Genomic DNA, 19,554 nt, shown 5'->3' with positions numbered 1-19,554 from the left:
GAGCGGTCGCGCGTGGGAATGTGCCCTCAAAATAACGAGCAGCACACATGCCCCGCGATCTGGACCTTTTGAAATCCGTTTTTGGCTTCGATGAATTTCGCCCCGGACAGGCCGAAATAGTCGAAGCCGTGTCGCGTGGTGAAAACACCTTGGCGATCATGCCAACGGGTGGCGGAAAGTCGCTGTGTTTTCAACTGCCTGCCCTGATCCGTGATGGTGTGACGGTGGTGATTTCCCCGCTGATTGCCCTGATGCGCGATCAGGTGCGCGGGCTTCAGGCGGCCGGGGTGAACGCAGGCGCGCTGACCTCGGGTAACACGCAGGACGAGACCGATGCGGTGTTCGACGCCATATCAAGGGATGAGTTGAAGCTGCTCTATATGGCGCCTGAACGGCTGGCGTCGGGGGGCACCTTGAACCTGTTGCGCAACGCAGGCGTGACCATGATCGCGGTGGACGAGGCGCATTGCGTCAGCCAATGGGGACACGATTTTCGCCCGGACTATCTGAGGATCGGAGAGCTGCGCCGCGCCCTCGATGTGCCATTGGCCGCCTTCACGGCCACGGCAGACGAAGAAACCCGCGCCGAGATTATTCAGAAACTTTTCGACGGCGCGCCTCCGCGCACGTTTCTGCACGGGTTCGACCGCCCGAACATCCATCTGGCCTTCGCCGCCAAGGACAGCCCCCGCAATCAGATCCTGAGCTTCGCGGCGGCCCGCAAAGGGCAGTCCGGCATCGTCTATTCCGCCACCCGCGCGCGCACCGAAACGCTGGCCAAGGCGCTGCGCGATGCAGGTCATCCGGCGGTCCATTACCACGGTGGAATGGATGCCGAAGACCGACGCGAGGTCGAACGCCAGTTTCAGCAAGAAGACGGGTTGATCGTCGTCGCCACCGTAGCCTTCGGCATGGGCGTCGATAAACCCGACATTCTTTGGGTCGCCCATTCCGACCTGCCCAAGTCCATCGAGTCCTATTATCAGGAGATTGGCCGGGCTGGCCGCGACGGAGCGCCCGCCGACACGCTGACCCTGTTTGGGGCTGATGATATCCGGCTGAGGCGCTCGCAAATCGACGAAGGACTGGCCCCATCTGAACGTCGTTCCGCGGATCATGGCCGCCTGAACGCCCTCTTGGGTCTGGCCGAAGCTCATGGCTGCCGTCGTCAACAACTTCTGACCTATTTCGGAGAAGACACGCCCGCTTGCGGCAATTGCGATCTCTGCACCGCACCGCCTGACCTGTTTGACGGGACGGTCGACGTGATGAAGGCACTGTCGGCGATCTTGCGGACGGGCGAGTGTTTCGGATCCGGTCATCTGATCGACCTCTTGCGCGGCACCATGACCGACCGTATCCGAGACCGTTGCCATGACCAGTTGCCGACATTCGGGGTTGGCAAGGATCACGACAAACGCATGTGGCAGGCGGTCTTCCGGCAGATGCTGGGGCTTGATCTGGTGCGCCCCGACCCTGAACGGCACGGTGCATTGCGCATTACCGAAAAGGCGCATCCCGTGTTGCGCGGCGAGGCGCAGGTCGAACTGCGCCGCGACACGTTGAAAACCGGCACGCGGCGACCGACAGCCAAGATGATGGTCGCCGAAGAGGATGCGCCGCTTTTGTCCGCATTGAAAGCAAAACGTCGCGCTTTGGCCGAAACCGCCCGCGTACCGGCCTATGTTGTTTTCAATGATAAAACCCTGATCGAAATGGCTGAAAAGCGGCCCTCTGATCTGGACGATATGGCCCGGATTGGTGGCGTTGGGGTGAAGAAGCTGGAAAGTTATGGCCAGGCGTTTCTTGAAGTTATCAATGGAGACACACCAGAGCTTCATCCGCACAGGCGCAAGCTGGCCGGGCGTGCGGCGGCGGGGCTGTTTGACCGGTTGCATGCGGTTGCGATCGACCTGGCACGGGGCGAGGATGGCACCGGAAAGCACTTGAGTGTGACAGCGACCACTTTGCGCCAGATTGCCGAACGCAAGCCGATGACAATCGGCGAACTGAGCCGCATCTCTGGGATGGGTGATCAGAAGGCTGAGCGATTTGGAGCTGCTTTCATCGACATGCTGACAGAAGGGGAATGACATGTTGGTTGTCGTGTCACCAGCCAAGCGGCTGGACGAAAAACCTGCAAGGATGACAGGCGGGACGCGCCCTGTCTTTCAGGAACAGGCAGAAACTCTTGCCAAGGCAGCGCGGAAGCTGTCGGGCAAAGATCTGGAACGCCTGATGCACATCTCGCCCGCGCTGGGTGCGTTGAATGTCGAACGGTTCGCCGCCTTTGGTGGTGGTGCGGGTGAAAAACCAGCGATCGAGATGTTTGCGGGCGACACCTATGCCGGATTGGACGCTGGCAGTCTGGAAGAAGATGAACTGCGATACGCGCAGGAACATCTGTGTATACTTTCGGGATTGTATGGCCTGCTGCGACCACGGGATCAGATCGCGCCGCATCGTCTTGAGATGAGCACGCGGATGAAGAACCAGAAAGGCAAAAACCTCTATGAGTTTTGGGCAGATGACATCGCGAAAGAGCTGAACCAACGGGCGGACAGCACCTCCAGCGATATCCTTGTGAACTGCGCCTCGGTTGAATATTTTTCGGCGGTGGATCGGGACGCGCTCGACCTGCGCGTGATCACACCGCAGTTTCTGGAGATGAAACCGGGCGGTCCCAAAGTGGTCAGCTTCTTCGCCAAGAAAGCACGCGGTGCGATGGCGCGGTTCATTATGCAGAACCGCGTCCGCGACCCTGAAACCCTGAAACACTTTGATCTGGGCGGATATACGTTTCAGCCCGACATGAGCGAGGGTGACGACTTGATTTTCCTGCGCGACGAAAGCTAGCAGCAGCTTCCCGGCAGGGGGCATCGTGCCTCGTCCGGGCAGTGTGTCAGGATTTCATGCAGAATTTCGGGTTTCTTGAGCGGCTTTGTCAAATGCTGATCCAACCCATGCGCAAGGATGTCGCGGTCATCCCCGGTCAAAGCGTGCGCCGTCAACGCGACGATGCGTGTCCGGGGCAATCTCTGGTCTCGTTCCAACATCCGAATGCGTCGCGTGGCCTCTTTTCCGTCGACCTCGGGCATCGAGATATCCATGAAGATGATGTCGGGCTGCAATGTTAGAAACGCCTCAACCGCTTCTATGCCGTTGCTGACAAAGTGAAGGTCGATATCCAGATCCTTCAACAGTTTTGTAAAGACCAACTGGTTGGTCTTGTTGTCCTCGGCCGCAAGAACGCGCATTCGCCGAAGGTCGGATCGGTCCGAATTGGTCAGCAGCAAGGGCGCATCATCACCCGTTTCCGCTATTGTAAGCACGGGGTCTGGGGGCGGGGCACCGATCTGGTTGATGATTTCGAACACCGCGCTGCGGGTCAGGGGCAGTTGCATAACGCGCGTGGCGCAGCCAACGTCATCGCTTTGTTTTGCGGTCATCGATTGGGGTGCGGTCAAAAAGATGATGGGCGCGGTCGGGTTTTGCGCGCGCAGCGTCTGCACGAAGGGTTTCCCGTCCTGCATGTGAATTCTGGCGCTTTGTTCATCGACCAGTATCAGCGCAGCCTCCTGCACGGTCGAACTGGACGGATTCAGCGGGTCATATAGTTTGGTGCGCAACCCTGTCGCTTCGAACCTTTTTTCCAGAATGGCTCGGTTCAGACGATCTTCCATCGCCATGACCACCCAGCCTGCATCGCCGGACAGTTGCGGCGGTTCGGTGGTTTCCTTGACCGGAAGCGCGATGTGAAACCCGAAACATGACCCGACGCCTTCCTGGCTGTCGACCCAGATTTCGCCACCCATCAGGTCAACCAGCTGAGAGGTGATGGCCAGCCCAAGCCCCGTTCCTTCGAACTTGCGATTGCGTTCCGTGTCAACCTGATTGAATTCGCCGAAGATGTGGCGCTGCATGTCTTCCGGGATGCCAATACCGCTATCTTCGACGGTGACATGAACCTGCTGTTCACCACTGTCGCTCAACGGCAGCCCGATGGCGCGCACCAACACGTGCCCTTCCGCAGTGAATTTGACCGCATTGCCAATTAGGTTGGTCAGGATCTGACGTATCCGCACCACATCGCCGATGAATTTCGATGGCATGAACAAGTCGAAATCGACGATCAGCCGGATGCCTTTTTCTTGCACGGCAGGCTGTAACAGTGTCACGACATCCAAAATCACGCGTTCCAGATCGAATTCCTCGGGTTGCAGCGTAAGTTTGGCGGCCTCGATCTTTGAGTAATCAAGCACGTCGTTGATGATGGTCAGTAGCGCTTCGCCCGATTGGCGGATCGTATCAATGTACAGGCGCTGCTCATCGTCCAGATCGCCTTCGGCCATGATCTCGGCCATCGAGACAACCCCGTTCATTGGCGTGCGTATCTCGTGGCTCATGTTGGCAAGAAACGTTGACTTGGCGCGATTTGCGGCCTCTGCCCGGTGGCGCGCGTCCCGCAACTCGGCTTGGTATTTGATTGTCTCGGTAATGTTCAGGCCAAGGCTGACCATGTCGCCATCACGTGAGCGTCGATCGACCAGCTTGATATGAGTGCCATCCCATAGTCGCAGCACAACGGGATCGCGCGACGGAGCGCGCCAGCGATCCAGCATCATGTCGCGCCAGGCAAGTGGCCGCATGTCGCCAATGTCGACGATCCCTTCATCCGTCGCAATGTGCAGGATGTCGGTATAGGGAATGCCGGGGGCCACACAGCTTAGCCCGTCAAATGGTTCCAGATAGGCGCTGTTGGCGGCAATCATCCGATCCGATTGGTCAAAAACGGCAAATCCATCCTCGATGGTTTCCAGCGAATCCCAAAGCCGTCGCTTGGCGATGACCACCTCTTCGTTCGCCTTCTCAAGATCCGCGCGCACTTGCGAGTTCTCGCCCTTGATTTCTTCCACGGCGACGCGTGTTTCTATGATCTCGTCCGACAAGCTCAGCGCATGTTGTGAAAGAATGCGATTCGCGTTGGTCAGTTCAGCCTGTTTCTGCGCCAGAAGTCGTTCAGCGGCCATTCTGGCGCGCCGTTCCTGTGCGAGAATATCTTCGATCTTCATCCCCGGTTCTCCGAGTCACCATTTCCATGAGACACAGCATCATGGAACAGGGTGAACAGGGTCTTAATGACGGATCAGAAAACAGGTGCCCAACCAAAAAAGCCCCGGCAACAAGGCCGGGGCTTTGGGTTAATCCGGGGCTGGATCAATCCTTGTCGTCGTCGTCGTCATCATTGTCCGGCAGATTGAAGAAGCTGTCTGCATCGGGCACGGCTTCTTCCTTATCGTCATCCGGCGCACCCGAGAGGGTGAATGTTTCAAGACCTTCGATGGCGCTGGGCATTTTCGGCTCGGGGTCCATCCCAAGGCTCTGCTCGGTCGAAACCAGCTTGCGACGCTCGTCATCCGACATCACGCCGCCTTCCTTGGCCTTCTTGGCAGCTGCCTTCTGAACCGCAAGGTCCAGTTCGCTTTGCTTACACAAGCCCAATGCAACCGGGTCGATCGGCTCCATGTTCTGGATGTTCCAATGCGTGCGCTCGCGAATCGACTGAATGGTCGGCTTGGTGGTGCCCACCAGCTTCGAGATCTGGCTGTCGGCCAGTTCCGGGTGGAACTTGACCAGCCACAGGATCGAATTTGGACGGTCCTGACGCTTGGACAGCGGGGTATAGCGCGGGCCGCGACGCTTTTCTTCGCCGGTCGCCGCCGCATAGAATTTCTGCTTCAGCTTGTGCAGAGGGTCCTTCTCGGCTTTCTCGATTTCTTCCGCGTCAAGCTGGTTGTTTGCCACCGGGTCGAACCCTTTGACGCCGGTCGCCACATCGCCATCGGCAATGCCCTGAACCTCCAGCTCGTGCAGGCCACAAAAATCGGCGATCTGCTTGAAGCTCAGTGTGGTGTTGTCCACCAGCCAAACGGCGGTGGCTTTTGCCATGATCAGTTTGCTCATCTGAACACTCCTTAGAAACTGACCCCGGATACAACTTTCCCGCGCCCTGGCTGGGCTGCCTGTGTCGCGTGGACTTTATCAGGCCGGTTTCCGTTGTCGGGGAACTTGAGGCCTATATAAGGGGGAAGAGGGAAAGAGGGAAGGCAAAATGCGAAAGTTGCTGTCAGGCGGTATTCTCTGGCTGGTTTCGGCATTCGCGCTGTGGGCGGATGGTGAGCAGGCCGGCGACTTTGATTATTACGTCTTGTCGCTCAGTTGGTCGCCCAACTGGTGCGCCGTTGAAGGCGATGCGCGCGGGTCCGAACAATGCGACCCCGACCGCGATCTGGGCTGGGTCGTGCACGGGCTGTGGCCACAGTATGAAGAAGGTTGGCCAAGCTATTGCCGCACATCCGCACGCGCCCCGTCGCGCAGTCTGACCAATGCACAGGCTGACATTTTCGGCGCGGGCGGTGCGGCCTGGTATCAGTGGAAAAAGCACGGAACTTGCGCCGGGCTGGAGGCTGAGGAATATTATGCCCTTGCCCGACGAGCGTTCAACATGGTGAACCGGCCCGAGGTTTTGCGCAAACTGACCACCCCCGTCCGCCTGCCCGCATCTGTCGTCGAGGAAGCGTTCCTGCAAGCCAACCCCGACTGGAAGCCCGACATGCTGACCATCACCTGCCGCGCAGACCGCATCCAGGAGGCGCGCTTGTGCCTGACCCGCGACCTGGAACCGCGCATCTGCGCCCGAGACGTGCGCCGGGATTGTAGCGCGCAAAGGGGGTTGTTAGACCCGGTGCGGTAGGGGATTTGCTAGCCTATAAACTGAGAACGACATGGTCTCGATCGCGTGGACTAGTCACAAGTCGTCTCGAGTAACGGCGATTAGAAGTGATGTGCGCGGATGATCACCAAAGCGCAAGAGTGTAAAACTCTAGAGATGGCACTGCCTTTGCCTGGTGTTTGTAGTTGCCCAAATGAGGTGGTTTGCTCTTGGTTGAGAAGTAATTTTTAATGAGCCTTGAATGCAGTTGCGTCGATGATTATTTGTTTATCAGGCTATCGTGCCGCCGAATGGGCTCATACCCCACACCACGCAAGGGCTCAGACCCCACCCCCTATAACGCATTCTAAGGAATCAACATGCAGAAGTTTCGCATGTGGTGGGGTAGCTTTACGCGTGCTGAAAAGATTTCAGCCCTTAAGCTAGTTCTCCACGTTGTCAGCCTGCTTGGCTGAAACATACATCCAATCGGGTATATATAAATTCATCCCGGTGCAAGATGTTGCGCCGGGATAATCAGGTTACCTAATTCAGCGCCGCATATTTCAAAATGACTACTTGTTGATCGCTACTTTGGAAGCAGGCATAGGCGCAAAAGAAGAAAGGACAATAAGTCATCTGCAAATGGGGAGATGTCCTCCGTATTTTGGGGTCTCGTTCTGAGTCAAACCTCCAACACAATCTTCCCGATATGTGCGCTCGTCTCCATCCGGGCGTGGGCTTTGGCGGCGTCTTCCAGCAGGAAGGTCTGGTCCATCACAGGCGCGACGCGGCCAGCATCCAGCAACGGCCAGACCTTCTCGGCCAACTCCTTGGCGATACGTGCCTTGGCCAAATCGGATTGCGGGCGCAGGGTTGATCCGGTCACAGTCAGCCGTTTGGCCATGATCATGGCGAAGTTAACCTCGGCCTTGGGGCCGGACAGGAACGCGATGTGGACCATGCGGCCCTCAATCGCCAAACATTTGATGTTACGCGCGATATAGTCGCCGCCCACCATGTCGAGGATCAGGTTGGGGCCGCCCTCGGGCTTCATCACCTCGACGAAATCCTCGGTCTTGTAGTTGATCGCGCGTTCGGCCCCCAGATCGCGGCAGACAGCGCATTTCTCGTCCGAGCCTGCGGTGGTAAACACCCGCGCGCCAAAGGCGTTGGCCAGTTGGATCGCGGTCGTGCCGATGCCTGAACTGCCGCCGTGCACAAGGAACCGTTCGCCCGCCTGCAACCCGCCGCGCATGAACACGTTGGACCAGACGGTGAAGAAGGTTTCGGGCAGGCAGGCGGCTTCTTTCATGCCCATCCCATCCGGCACGCGCAGGGCGTGGGCGGCGGGGGTGGTGACGTATTCGGCATAACCGCCGCCGGGCAGAAGGGCGCAGACCTTGTCGCCGACGGACCACTGGGTCACACCGTCGCCCACAGCCACAACCTCGCCCGAGGCTTCAAGGCCGGGCAGGGGGCTGGCGGTTGGGGGCGGGGCATAACTGCCTGCACGTTGCAGCGCGTCGGGGCGATTTACCCCGGCAAAGGCCACGCGGATAAGGATCTCGCCGGGGGCAGCTGTTGGGATAGGCTGTTCAGAAAGATGCAGAACCTCAGGGCCGCCGGGTTCCGTGATCTCGATCGCGCGCATGGTGTCAGTCATTCTTGCCCCCAGCCTTATCGCCAGTCTCTTCCGGTTGCCAGCGACCGGGGTAGTTTGGATTGGGTGCGCCGGGCGCTTTGATTGCGTCCAATATCTTGCCCGGTCCGGACATGAATGCCTTGTAAAGTGCGCTGTCGCGGGCTTGCCCTTTGATCTTCTCGATCTGCATCACGTCGTCGATGCGGCGGTCAAGGAAAGCCCAAGTGGCTTCGTTCCCCTCTGAGTCGTCGCCCAGCCAGAACAGCACGACGGATGAATAGACCGCCGACAGCGTGGCGCGTTTGGTGTACCAGTTCAGATCGGTCGATTTGTCGCCCAATGTCTCCCATATCAACCCGCAGGTGTGCCATAGCGCGGCTGCCCCATCGCCGGCATTCTGCGGCAGGGCGAAAAACGCCATTCCCTTGCGCACCAGTTCCTTCTCTGCGACCTCAAGCCGATACCGAACACCCGCCGCGATCCGGTCGCGAAATCGCATGTCAGCGAGATTTGCGGCCTTTAGCCGGGCCACCATGTCGGCGTCGCCTTTGCGGTGATACGCCAGCGCAAGATCCAGGGCACCACGGGGAAACATGGCGCGGGCTTCGGCTTCAGTCAGATCGCAATCCTGTGCGGCGGCGATCAGGGTCGCATCGCTCCAGCCGTCAAAGGGGACATGGGCGATGGCGGCTTCAAGCATCTTTTCTTTGTCGGTCATAGTGCGTTCCTCGCGGATGAGGGTGAACTGGACAAAAGCGGCAAGGGCTGCTAGATGGGCGCTTCCTGCAACTGATGCAAACTTTAACTTAGAAAGGTGGTGACAACCACATGCAGGTTTCGGTACGCGATAACAACGTAGACCAGGCGCTTCGTGCGCTGAAGAAGAAACTTCAGCGTGAAGGTGTCTTCCGCGAGATGAAGCTTCGGCAACATTTCGAGAAGCCCTCCGAGAAGAAGGCGCGCGAGAAGGCTGAAGCGATTCGCCGTCAGCGCAAGCTGGCTCGGAAAAAAGCGCAACGCGAAGGCATGATGTAAATCACGCCCAAGTGTATTCGGCAGGCGGGTTGTCAACCGCTTGCCAAAAACGACCCCCGCAGCAGCCGCTTCGGGGGTTTGTTTTTGGGGTTAGTGCGCCGTGCGCCAAACCTCCAGAATATACCGGCTGGTCATCAGATCCAGATGCGCGCCGCCACCATTCTTATAAAGCGTGATGTCGTCGGGCTGGCGGGTGAACACACCATCTTTGTGATCGTAAAGATCGCCCACCACATCATCGCGCGCGATCACCCCGCGCGCCAGCGGGTCTTTGAATTCTCCGATATGGTCCAGAACGGTGTCACGACTGTCCATGAACAGCCGCGCACGGGTTAGGGCTTCATCATCCGCTTCCCGCATGTCCGGGCGATAGGCACCGATCAGGTCCAGATGCTGGCCCGGTCGTAACCAATCGCCCTTGATCAGCGGATCGGTGGTCATGGTCGCCGAGGTAATGATGTCGGCCCGTTTCACGCCGTCCGCAAGCGCCGCCACGGCGTCGGTCTTGTCACATTCATCCGCAAATTTCTGTGCGCCGTCGGGGCTGCGGTTCCAGATCAGGAAACGGGCGTCGGGAAACAGCGCGCCATAGGCGTCACGCAGGTTGCGCCCCACAGTGCCCGCGCCAACGATCAGGATCACCCTACTGTCAGGCCGCGCCAGCAGTCGCGCGCCCAGCACACTATCACCGGCGGTCTTCCATTTGGTGACCAAATGGAAATCGACAATCGCATCCAGCAACCCGGTGACATCGTCATAGAGGTTCACTGCCCCATGGATCATCGGTTCGCCCCGCGCCGGGTTGCCGGGCATGATGTTGGCGGTCTTGACTGCAATCCCAAGCCCGTCGATCCACGCCGAACGGGTGAGCATCGTATCATCGCCGCGATACAGGAACGTGTCGCCAATTTCAGCTTTGGGCCGCAAGTGACCCTGCAAAATCGCATCGGTTAGTGCGCGCCAATCCAGAAGGGTCTCGGCATCGAAGGGGATCATGGCAGGGGTCACAGGTCATCCTTGTCTATCAGTCCGCAAGCGATCAGGTGATCGGCCCAGTTGCGTGAAGTGGTAAAGTGGTGGGTTTGCCAGCCGCGATTGGCGGCAACGGCGATGTTTTCTGCCCGGTCATCGACGAACAAAAGCGTGCGCGGATCATGGCCGCAGTCAGCCTCGACCATCTCATAGATCTGCGCATCGGGTTTTGCGACCCCCATATGCCCGGAAAGATAGCGGCGGTCGAACTCTGCCAGAAACTCGAACTTTTCCTCGGCCAGAACGAATGGCTCACGGCCGAAATTCGAAAGTGCATAAACCGGATGCCCCCGTCCTTTCAACGCCCGCAGTGTTTGTACCGACAGGTCGATGGCGGGTTGAGCCATCTCAAGCCAGCGGTCATGCCACCAGCGAATTTCTGTGCGATAGGTCGGGTTTGCCTCGGCGAAGTCATAGATGACCTGCTGAAACACTCCACCCCGATCGACCCGATCATTCATCGCGTGCAGATCGAGACTTTCAAACATTTGCAGTCGGCGCTCGCGCCCGATCCATTGGTCGTAAAGGTCTTCGGGCTGCCAGCGGATCAACACGTTTCCGATGTCGAAGACGACGGCGCCGATGGTGTGGCGGGGTGAAGTTTCCTTGGTCATGCCCAGACCCTAGCGAAGCCAGATCGCGGCGCAAGCCGCTTTGCACCTATCCGTTGTCAACGGCACCGTGAAAGGCAATCACATTGGCCAGATCCTCGGACGGGATATCAGCCGAGACACAGGCGTGGACATTGGTAATATGATTGAAAATCGAGCCGTCCGAGAAAAACGTGCTTGCGGTGACAAAGACGACGCGCGCGGTGGGCAGACGAAAGGCCACATAATCGGCAATCGCGATGCTGTTCCCACCGGCGAACGTTGCATTCAGGACCACCACATCAAAACTCTGGTGATCCAGCAGGTGGGTGACGCCGTCAGGATCATGTGCGCATTCAACCTCAATCCCCTGCCGCAGCAAGTGGCTGGCCCAAAGTTTGGCCAGTTCCGGGTTGGTTTCTACAATCAACACCCGCATCTTATGCACTCCGCCTTTCAGGATCGCATGAACAAGCGTGCATATCTATGACAACGCGCAGGAAAGGTTAATGGACAAAGTGCCGCGCTGGAAAAAAGGATGCCGCGTTGTGTGTGTCAGATGCCGCATCCACCATTGTGTTTCGCATGATTTTCCGGTTCAAACCCCAACAGAACATGGGAGCGCGAAATGACCACCTGGATCACAATCTGTGACACATGCAAACGTGAAGACTGGGATGCGGCACGCAACCCGCTGACGGATGGCGAGGTTTTGGCCGCCCTGATCGAAGAACGCGCGTCGGGCACAGTGGTTAAAACCCGTCGCGTGTCGTGCCTGATGGGATGTGACAACAGCTGCAACGTGGCGATACAGGCAGATGGCAAGCTGTCTTATACGCTGGGCAAGTTCGATCCGACGGTCGAGGCGGCTCAGGGCGTGGTTGACTATGCCAAGGCGCATGCGGAAAGCACGTCGGGTCAGGTGCCGTACCGCGAATGGCCGCAGGCGGTGAAGGGGCATTTCGTGACACGCCACATGCCGTTGCCTGACGGCGAATGATCCAGACCGGGCCGATACGCGATCATGGCGGCGGACTGGATGCCGCCATGGCCCAATATGGTGGCGCGCGCACGGATTGGCTGGACCTGTCCACGGGGATCAACCCCATGCCCTATCCGGTGGGCGACGTGCCGTCCTATGCGTGGGAAAGCCTGCCGGACGAAGCCGCGTTTGAGCGACTGGAGCGCGCCGCGCGCCGATTCTGGTCGGTGCCCGAGGGGGCCGCGATTCTGGCCGCGCCCGGTGCCTCGGCCCTGATTGCGCGCATCCCGTCCTTGCGTCTGGCCAGCCGGGTTGTGATCCCGGGCCCGACCTATAACGAACATGCGGCGAGTTTTCGGGGCCAGGGGTGGTCTGTCGAAGATAGCGGCAGCGCGGACGCCCGCGTGGTTGTGCACCCGAACAACCCGGACGGACATCTGTGGACAACGCCGATCTTTGACCAACCCCTGACGGTTATTGATGAAAGTTTCTGCGACGTCACACCGGACGCAAGTCATATCAATTCCGCGACTAAACCCGGCGTTCTGATCCTGAAAAGTTTTGGCAAGTTCTGGGGCTTGGCAGGGTTGCGGCTTGGCTTTGCAATTGGCGACCCTGCGCTTGTCGCTCGATTGCGAGAATCCATCGGGCCGTGGCAAATCTCTGGTCCGGCGCTGACTATTGGCACGCGGGCTTTGGCAGATCGGCACTGGGCGGACCGGACCCGCGCCCGGCTGGCCGCTGATGCGACGCGCTTGGATGAGCTGATGACGAGTAAAGGGGTGACGCTGGTCGGGGGGACTACACTTTTCCGGCTTTATGATGTCGGCGACGCCGCCGCTTGGCAGCAACGTCTGGCCAAGGGACACATCTGGTCGCGGGTGTTTCCTTATTCCGACCGATGGCTCCGACTTGGCCTGCCGTCTGCAACCGGCTGGGCACAGTTGGAACGCGCGTTATGAGCGGCGCCCTGATCCTTGTCCTCGCCTTGCTTCTGGACTCTCTGGTTGGCGAACCGGAGTGGTTGTGGAAACGCGTGCCGCACCCGGCCGTGCTGATGGGGAAGGCGATCGAATGGCTGGATCAGACATTCAACAAAGGCGACAACCCTATGGCCAGCGGGGCGCTTGGGGTGCTCGCGTTCTGTGTGATTGCGGCGATGATCGGTTGGGCCATTGAAGATGTGTCCTTCGGTGGCGTGCTAGAGGTCATCGTGGTCGCAGTCCTACTGGCGCAGAAATCGCTGACGCAGCATGTTCAGGCGGTGGCGGATGCGCTGCGGCAATCTGTGGAACAGGGGCGGGACGCGGTCAGTCAGATCGTCGGGCGCGACACCGCCGAGATGGATGGCCCCGCCGTATCCCGAAGCGCCATCGAAAGCGCGGCCGAAAACTTCTCGGACGGCGTTGTTGCGCCAGTCTTCTGGTTTCTGATCGCAGGCCTGCCGGGGATCCTTGTCTACAAGCTCGTAAACACGGCTGACAGCATGATTGGCTATCGCACCGCGCGTCACGAAGCGTTCGGCAAGTTCGCCGCCCGGCTGGATGACGCGATGAACTGGGTGCCCGCGCGCATGACAGCGGTGTTGTTCATGGTCAGCCGTTGGCAATGGCAGGCGTGGGGCGTGATCCGCCGCGATGCGCCCTTGCACCGTTCGCCCAATGCCGGTTGGCCCGAGGCCGCCATGGCCGCGACGCTGGGTGTCGCGCTGTCCGGCCCACGTTCGTATGAAGGCGAAATGCGGGACTTTCCTTGGGTGAATGCAGAGGGCGTGCGTGACATTGGCCCGAAGGAAATCGACCAATCCGTTGACCTGTTGTGGTCCGGCTGGTTGGTGATGCTCGGCTTTGTGATCCTGGTTGCGGTTGTCACCTAGTGTCAGTCAGGTAACGTGCACTTCAGTTCAATACGAGGTTGCACAATACGAGGTTGCACCATGCACAAGATCCTGACCCATGCCACATTGGCGATTTTGTTGGGCACCGCACCGTCCTTTGCCCAGCTTGTGGAATGTGGTGGCGGGTTTAATAGTTTCACCGCCGCCATGAAGGCCGAGGCGATCAATCGTGGACATGCGCAATCCGCCGTCGATGCCTTCTTTGCATCGGTTCGGCAGGATCCGGCGACGATCAAGGCAGATCGGGCGCAAGGCATCTTTCAGCGGCCGTTTATCGACTTCTCTCGTCGCTTGATCAGCAATGACCGAATGGCGCGTGGCAAGTCGATGATGAAGAAATACGATAGTGTTTTTGACAAGATGGAGCAGACATATGGCATCAGTCGCGGCGTTCTGACGGCATTCTGGGCGTTTGAAACTGACTTCGGCGCGGTGCAGGGGGACTTCAACACTTTGAACTCGCTGATGACCCTGTCGCATGATTGCCGGCGTCCAGAGCTGTTTCAGCCACAAGTCTTTGCGGCACTGGAGCTTTTCGAGAAGGGCAGTTTCAACCCCAAAACCTCCAAGGGCGCATGGGCCGGCGAGATTGGCATGGTCCAGATGCTGCCCGGCGACATTATCGAGGCGGGTGTAGATGCCGATGGCAACGGCACGGTTGATCTGCGCACCTCGCCCCCCGATGCGCTTCTGTCCGGGGCGAATATGCTTCGCAAACTGGGTTGGCGCGCGGGCGAACCCTGGTTGCAGGAGGTGACAGTTCCCCAGGACCTCGACTGGTCAACAACCGGTCTGGACACAACGCTCAGCGTTGCTGATTGGGCAGGTCTTGGCGTGAAGCCGCGCCACGGGTCGTTCGGCGCGTCTGATCTGCAAGCATCGATTCTTTTGCCGCAGGGGCGCAAGGGACCAGCCTTCATCGCTTACCCAAATTTCAGCGTGTATTTTGAATGGAACAAGAGCTTCGTTTACGTGACCACCGCCGCCTATTTCGCCACCCGGTTGGAAGGGGCGCCGGTATACAATGCGGGCAACCCGGATCCGGCTTTCTCGGGCCAGCAGATGAAGGCACTTCAGAAAAAGCTACAGGCACGCGGGCATGATGTGGGCAAGGTCGATGGCATTCTGGGTGCAAAGACACGTGCCGCGGTTCAAAAAGAACAGGTCAGGCTTGACTTGCCAGCCGACGCATGGCCAACCGCGCAATTGTTAAAGGTGTTGTAGGTCTTGCGCATGCAGCTGTGAGCCAGCATGGATGGCCGCGCGGACAGTCAGGAAAGCACGGCCTCGAAGCTCTCTACAAGCTCGGTCCAGATGTCGAACATTTCGTCAAAGTCGTCTGAATCGACACCGGCATTCCCGGTATAGATATCGTATTCCAGCTTCTTATTTCCTTCGTCATCCTGATAAACACGGCCATAGCGTTGTTCGGCATTCCATGTATTCAGCGCCTCGGACGAGATTTCATTTTCGGCCGTGTAGCCGGCATAGAATTGAAGCGAATTGCAGTTGGTGTTGTCAGAACAGCCATAAAAGAAGATGGCGAAAGTCGTGCCATAGTACTGAAGCTCGATCAACGGATCGCCCACGCTGTCTTCGGTCAGCGTGGCCGGGGCGCCAATATCTTGAAAATAAGCCAGCACGGTTTGTGGATCAGACGCTTTGATCGGATCGGCAAAAGCGCTGGTCGCCAGACCGGCTCCAATCACTGCAGACGCTGTAAGCTCTTGCAACTTCATGGTATTGCTCCTGAACCGTTTTCTGGTTCTAAAAGAGATTGTCAGGTTGCGCAACGGATCGCTCAGGCCACCAGTGCCTCGGCCTTCTTCAGATCGACGCTGACCAACTGGCTGACACCCATTTCGGCCATGGTCACACCGAACAGTCGATCCATCCGCGCCATGGTGACGGCGTGGTGGGTGATGATCAGGAACCGTGTGTCGGTTCGGCGGGTCATCTCGTCCAGCAGGTCACAGAACCGCGTGACGTTGGAATCGTCCAAAGGTGCGTCCACCTCGTCCAGCACACAGATCGGGGCCGGGTTGGCCAAGAACACCGCGAAGATCAAGGCCAGCGCGGTCAGTGTCTGTTCCCCGCCCGACAACAGGCTGAGCGTCGAGAGCTTCTTGCCCGGCGGTTGGCACATGATCTCGAGCCCGGCTTCCAGCGGGTCATCGCTTTCGACCAGAACCAGCTTGGCCTCGCCGCCGCCGAACAGATGTTTGAACAGATTGCCGAAGCTGGCGTTTACCTGCTCAAATGCCGTCAGCAGACGTTCGCGACCTTCCTTGTTCAGGCTCGCGATGCCTGCACGCAGCTTCTTGATCGCCTCATCCAGATCAGTCTTTTCCTTCAGCAGCGTGTCGTGCTCTTCCTGAACCTCTTTCGCGTCTTCTTCGGCGCGCAGGTTCACCGCCCCTAATGCGTCGCGTTGGCGTTTCAGACGGTTTACGTCATGCTCGATTTGTTCAGACGATGGCATCTTGTCGGGATCGGTATCCAAACTGTCCAGCAGGGCGTCCGGTGTGGCTTCCATATCCTCGGCAATACGCTCGGCGGCATAGGTTACGGTTTCGCGCGCGGCATCGGTGCGGGCTTCGGCACGGGCGCGGGCCTCGCGGGCCTCGCCTGCGGCGCGTTCGGCACCCCGTTCAGCCGTGGCGGCCTGACGCTCGGCAGTTTCACCTTCAGCCAGTTTGTCGGCGGATGCTTTGCGCCGGGTTTCCGCTTCGCCGATCGCATTTGTCAGTTCACCCCGCTTGGCAGCCAATGCCTCGGGCGCTGCGCTTGCTTCGCTCAACTCAGTTTCGCTTTCGGCCTTGCGTTCTTGCAGCTCGGCAATCCGTTTGCCCGCCGTTTCAAGCCGATGCTTCCAGCCCGAGACTTCCTTCGTGATCTCCTGACTCCGGCGGGTCCGGGCCTCGCCCTCTCGACGCAATTCGTCATGGGCCGAGCGTTTGGTCATCATCGTCATGCGCGCGGCTTCCACTGCCATCTTGACGTCCTCGACCTGCGCGCGGGCAGCCTCCAGATCTCCCAGGTCGGTCACACCGCGCTCGGCATCAATCAACCGCTGACGCGCGCCCATGGTTTCTTCTTCATGGCGTTTCAGCGCCATACCAAGGTTTTCCAGCTTGCCACCCGCGATGTTGCGGTCCGCTTCAGCGCGCGACAGGGCGCGGTTGGCGTCTGCCATGGCGCGGTCCGCATCGCGGCGCACGTCCCGTGCATGCTTATCGGCCTCGGTTGTTTCAACCAGACGCGCCTTCAGCGTTTCATGCGCCGCGCGCGCACCATCCGCACGGGCCGAGGCGTCTTCCAGTTCCTGTTTCAGCTCTTGCAAACGGTTCAGTTGCTCTAGCCGCAAGGCCGCTGTTGAAGGTTGATCTTCCGCACCAGCGCGGAACCCGTCCCAGCGCCACAAGTCCCCTTCCATCGACACCAGCCGCTGGCCGGGCTTCAACTCGGTCTGAAGCCGTGCAGCGTCTTGCGTTCTGACCAAGCCAATCTGGCTCATCCGGCGGGCCAACACTTCGGGCACGGTCACGTAGTTTGACAGCGCACTGACACCTTTAGGCAGTGATTGCGCCTGCGCATAAGCGGGGAGCGACGCCCAGCCTGACGGCGCGTCCCCGTCAATCGCTGGTGCACGCAAGTCATCCGCCAAGGCCGCGCCAAGCGCCTTTTCGTATCCCGGCTTCACGCGCAGATCGTCCAGAACCTGCCCGCCTTCGGACGCGTCACGCTCCACCAATCGCGCCAAGGCCTGAACCTCGGCGTGCAGGGCATTCAGTTCACCTTCGGCGGCAGACCGGGCGGCACGAGCATCAGCCTCGCGGGCCTGTGCATCCGCACGCGCATCGTCGGCAGCGGCCAATGCAGCTTCTGCTTCTTCGGCGGCTCTAGAGGCAGTCGCTTCGGCGGTTTTGGCCGCTTCGTAATCTGCACCGGCCTTGCCCAATGCGGCCTTTGCTTCGTCCATAGCCGAACGGGCGCGGTCGGCTTCGCCTTCGCTTTTCTCAAGTGATTTGCGACTGTCTTCCAACAGGCGGTGCGCCGACTGGTGGCGGGCCGCCAGCCGGGCGACGTCTTCGGTCAGTTGCGTCAGATCGCCTTCGCGTTCTTGCAGAATCGCGGCACTTTCGCGCGCTTCGGCACTTGCGGCTTCCAGTGCGGCATCATGCCCGTCGGACGCCTTGGTGATCTGCGACTGTTCCCACTCCAACCGCTCGATCGTTTCGCCCGCATCCTTGTTCAACCCACTTTCACGTTCCATATCGCGCGTCAGTTGGGCGATCCGGGCGGTCAGCGTTTCAATCCGCTGCCGGGCTTGGGCTTCCTGGTCCGACAACTGGTCGTGCTGGACTTGCAGGCGTTGCAGGATGGCGGCAGCGACGGCTTCTTCCTCGCGCAGCGGGGGCAGACGATCCTCGGCCTCTTGCCGGGCCTTGGTGGCGGCGCGCGACGCCCCTTCGGCAGCAGCGGCGGCTTTTACGCGTTCGGTCAGCTGGGCCTCGGCCTCGGCACGCGCCGCATCGGCTTCTTTCCAGCGGCGATACAGAAGCAACCCCTCGGCGCGGCGCAGATCGTCGCCGATGGTGCGATACCGGGCGGCCTGCCGGGCCTGCCGCGCGAGTTGACCCAGTTGGGATGCCAGTTGTTCGATCACATCTTCGACGCGCGACAGGTTGGTCTCGGTGCCTTTAAGTTTCAACTCGGCTTCGTGCCGACGTTGATACAGGCCCGAGATGCCCGCCGCTTCTTCCAGAATGCGGCGCCGCGACTTGGGTTTGGCGTTGATCAACTCGCTGATCTGCCCCTGCCGCACCAACGCGGGCGAATGCGCCCCGGTTGACGCATCGGCGAACAGCATTTGCACGTCCCGCGCCCGCACGTCCTTGGTGTTGACCTTATAGGCCGACCCGGCGTCACGGGTGATCCGGCGCACAATCTCAAGATTGTCATTGTCGTTGAACCCCGAGGGGGCCAACCGCTCGCTGTTATCCAGCAGCAACGCCACTTCGGCAAAGTTGCGGGCAGGCCGGGTTGACGCGCCTGCGAAGATCACGTCCTCCATCCCGCCGCCACGCATCGCAGTGGGGCGGTTTTCACCCATAACCCAGCGCAGGGCTTCCAGCAGGTTCGACTTGCCGCAGCCGTTTGGCCCGACCACGCCTGTCAGCCCGTCCGCGATCACCAGATCGGTCGGGTCCACGAAGCTTTTGAAGCCATTCAGTCGGAGTTTCGAAAACCGCAAGCGGTCTGCCTCATCATTGATTCTTCTTGAACCCGGAGTTTTCCGGGGGAAATGGGGCGAGTCAACGGCAGACGTCGATATATGGGTGCAATTGGCAGGTTATCCACAAGATATTGCATCTGCCTGCCGTCCTGAACCGAACCTTTGCCGCCAAACCCGCCCATCGAGTCGGTTTCCGTCTTGACCCCGCCAAGCCCCACGCGGCAAACAAGTCCGGCATGGTTCCCATTGGGACAAGAGGGAATGCAGCGGAGGCGACCCAATCCGGGGCCTGATGTTGCAGCCGCCCCCGCGACTGTAAGCGGAGAGCACCTGCACGATGCCACTGGCCCTGATCGGCTGGGAAGGCGGCAGGGGCCTCGACCCGCGAAGCCAGGAGACCTGCCATGCAAAAATGCAACCCA

The 19,554-nt window shown here is 59.5% G+C and carries 17 protein-coding genes and 1 riboswitch; of the genes, 8 read left to right on the top strand and 9 right to left on the bottom strand.

The genetic code is table 11. The features are described from left to right. The first annotated feature begins 47 nt into the window (after positions 1-47). Both recQ and yaaA read left to right on the top strand, forming a co-directional pair. The gene (gene recQ, locus AC13C8_RS11470; RefSeq protein WP_482847403.1) at positions 48-2,093 is read left to right on the top strand and encodes a DNA helicase RecQ; all 2,046 of its coding nucleotides are present in this window, start codon (positions 48-50) and stop codon (positions 2,091-2,093) included. 1 nt (position 2,094) lies between these two features. After that, entirely contained in the window at positions 2,095-2,856 is a 762-nt protein-coding gene (gene yaaA / locus AC13C8_RS11465; RefSeq protein ID WP_482847401.1) for a peroxide stress protein YaaA, read from the top strand. Here the strand turns inward: yaaA and AC13C8_RS11460 are convergent. Further along, positions 2,853-5,072: an ATP-binding protein gene (locus AC13C8_RS11460; protein WP_482847400.1), complete on the bottom strand. Its 2,220-nt coding sequence runs from the start codon at positions 5,070-5,072 to the stop codon at positions 2,853-2,855. The two genes, yaaA and AC13C8_RS11460, sit on opposite strands and share 4 nt — an antisense overlap. Positions 5,073-5,217: 145 nt before the next feature. After that, positions 5,218-5,964, bottom strand: a complete 747-nt coding sequence (locus tag AC13C8_RS11455; protein WP_091427334.1) for a DUF1013 domain-containing protein — start codon at positions 5,962-5,964, stop codon at positions 5,218-5,220. A 148-nt stretch (positions 5,965-6,112) separates the two neighbouring features. Between AC13C8_RS11455 and AC13C8_RS11450 the strand changes: the two genes are divergently transcribed. Next, the gene (locus AC13C8_RS11450) at positions 6,113-6,754 is read left to right on the top strand and encodes a ribonuclease T2 family protein (protein ID WP_482847398.1); all 642 of its coding nucleotides are present in this window, start codon (positions 6,113-6,115) and stop codon (positions 6,752-6,754) included. Between the two features lie 643 nt (positions 6,755-7,397). Here AC13C8_RS11450 and AC13C8_RS11445 read toward each other — a convergent pair. Further along, complete coding sequence (locus tag AC13C8_RS11445; protein WP_482847397.1) at positions 7,398-8,378, bottom strand: NAD(P)H-quinone oxidoreductase; 981 nt, start codon at positions 8,376-8,378, stop codon at positions 7,398-7,400. After that, positions 8,371-9,075 carry a COQ9 family protein gene (locus AC13C8_RS11440; protein WP_482847396.1) on the bottom strand — a complete coding sequence of 235 codons (705 nt, stop codon included), beginning with the start codon at positions 9,073-9,075 and terminating at the stop codon, positions 8,371-8,373. Before AC13C8_RS11440 ends, AC13C8_RS11445 begins: the two co-directional genes overlap by 8 nt. 110 nt (positions 9,076-9,185) lie before the next feature. Between AC13C8_RS11440 and rpsU the strand changes: the two genes are divergently transcribed. Then, the gene (gene rpsU, locus AC13C8_RS11435; RefSeq protein WP_091427324.1) at positions 9,186-9,392 is read left to right on the top strand and encodes a 30S ribosomal protein S21; all 207 of its coding nucleotides are present in this window, start codon (positions 9,186-9,188) and stop codon (positions 9,390-9,392) included. 90 nt (positions 9,393-9,482) lie between these two features. On the opposite strand, the gene AC13C8_RS11430 is transcribed toward rpsU, so the two are convergent. From AC13C8_RS11430 to AC13C8_RS11420, 3 genes are read right to left on the bottom strand one after another with little or no spacing between them, the layout of a single operon-like run. Further along, positions 9,483-10,400, bottom strand: coding sequence for an ornithine cyclodeaminase family protein (locus AC13C8_RS11430; RefSeq protein ID WP_482847395.1), 918 nt, complete (start codon positions 10,398-10,400; stop codon positions 9,483-9,485). Further along, entirely contained in the window at positions 10,397-11,038 is a 642-nt protein-coding gene (locus AC13C8_RS11425; protein WP_482847394.1) for an HAD family hydrolase, read from the bottom strand. The genes AC13C8_RS11430 and AC13C8_RS11425 overlap by 4 nt, the downstream gene beginning before the upstream one ends. 46 nt (positions 11,039-11,084) lie before the next feature. Continuing rightward, positions 11,085-11,453 carry a response regulator gene (locus AC13C8_RS11420; protein WP_091427319.1) on the bottom strand — a complete coding sequence of 123 codons (369 nt, stop codon included), beginning with the start codon at positions 11,451-11,453 and terminating at the stop codon, positions 11,085-11,087. Between the two features lie 189 nt (positions 11,454-11,642). On the opposite strand from AC13C8_RS11420, the gene AC13C8_RS11415 reads away from it, so the two are divergent. From AC13C8_RS11415 to AC13C8_RS11400, 4 genes are read left to right on the top strand one after another with little or no spacing between them, the layout of a single operon-like run. Further along, positions 11,643-12,014 carry a DUF1636 family protein gene (locus AC13C8_RS11415; RefSeq protein ID WP_091427317.1) on the top strand — a complete coding sequence of 124 codons (372 nt, stop codon included), beginning with the start codon at positions 11,643-11,645 and terminating at the stop codon, positions 12,012-12,014. Continuing rightward, the gene (locus AC13C8_RS11410; protein WP_482847393.1) at positions 12,011-12,958 is read left to right on the top strand and encodes a threonine-phosphate decarboxylase; all 948 of its coding nucleotides are present in this window, start codon (positions 12,011-12,013) and stop codon (positions 12,956-12,958) included. The genes AC13C8_RS11415 and AC13C8_RS11410 overlap by 4 nt, the downstream gene beginning before the upstream one ends. Next, positions 12,955-13,872 (top strand): adenosylcobinamide-phosphate synthase CbiB, encoded by a 918-nt coding sequence (cbiB, locus tag AC13C8_RS11405; RefSeq protein ID WP_482847392.1) that lies wholly within the window; start codon positions 12,955-12,957, stop codon positions 13,870-13,872. The genes AC13C8_RS11410 and cbiB overlap by 4 nt, the downstream gene beginning before the upstream one ends. A 60-nt stretch (positions 13,873-13,932) precedes the next feature. After that, positions 13,933-15,117: a lytic murein transglycosylase gene (locus tag AC13C8_RS11400; RefSeq protein WP_482847390.1), complete on the top strand. Its 1,185-nt coding sequence runs from the start codon at positions 13,933-13,935 to the stop codon at positions 15,115-15,117. Between the two features lie 47 nt (positions 15,118-15,164). Here AC13C8_RS11400 and AC13C8_RS11395 read toward each other — a convergent pair whose 3' ends face one another. Together AC13C8_RS11395 and smc are read right to left on the bottom strand one after the other, a co-directional pair. Continuing rightward, positions 15,165-15,632, bottom strand: coding sequence for a YbjN domain-containing protein (locus AC13C8_RS11395; protein WP_482847389.1), 468 nt, complete (start codon positions 15,630-15,632; stop codon positions 15,165-15,167). A gap of 62 nt (positions 15,633-15,694) precedes the next feature. Continuing rightward, positions 15,695-19,150, bottom strand: coding sequence for a chromosome segregation protein SMC (gene smc, locus AC13C8_RS11390; protein WP_482847387.1), 3,456 nt, complete (start codon positions 19,148-19,150; stop codon positions 15,695-15,697). Between the two features lie 202 nt (positions 19,151-19,352). After that, a riboswitch (cobalamin riboswitch) is annotated at positions 19,353-19,553 on the top strand. Position 19,554 lies beyond the last annotated feature (1 nt).

The organism is Aliiroseovarius sp. B-4, from assembly GCF_056857795.1.
Note: the sequence above shows the minus strand (reverse complement) of the source record. Positions and strands in the feature narration are given on the sequence as shown.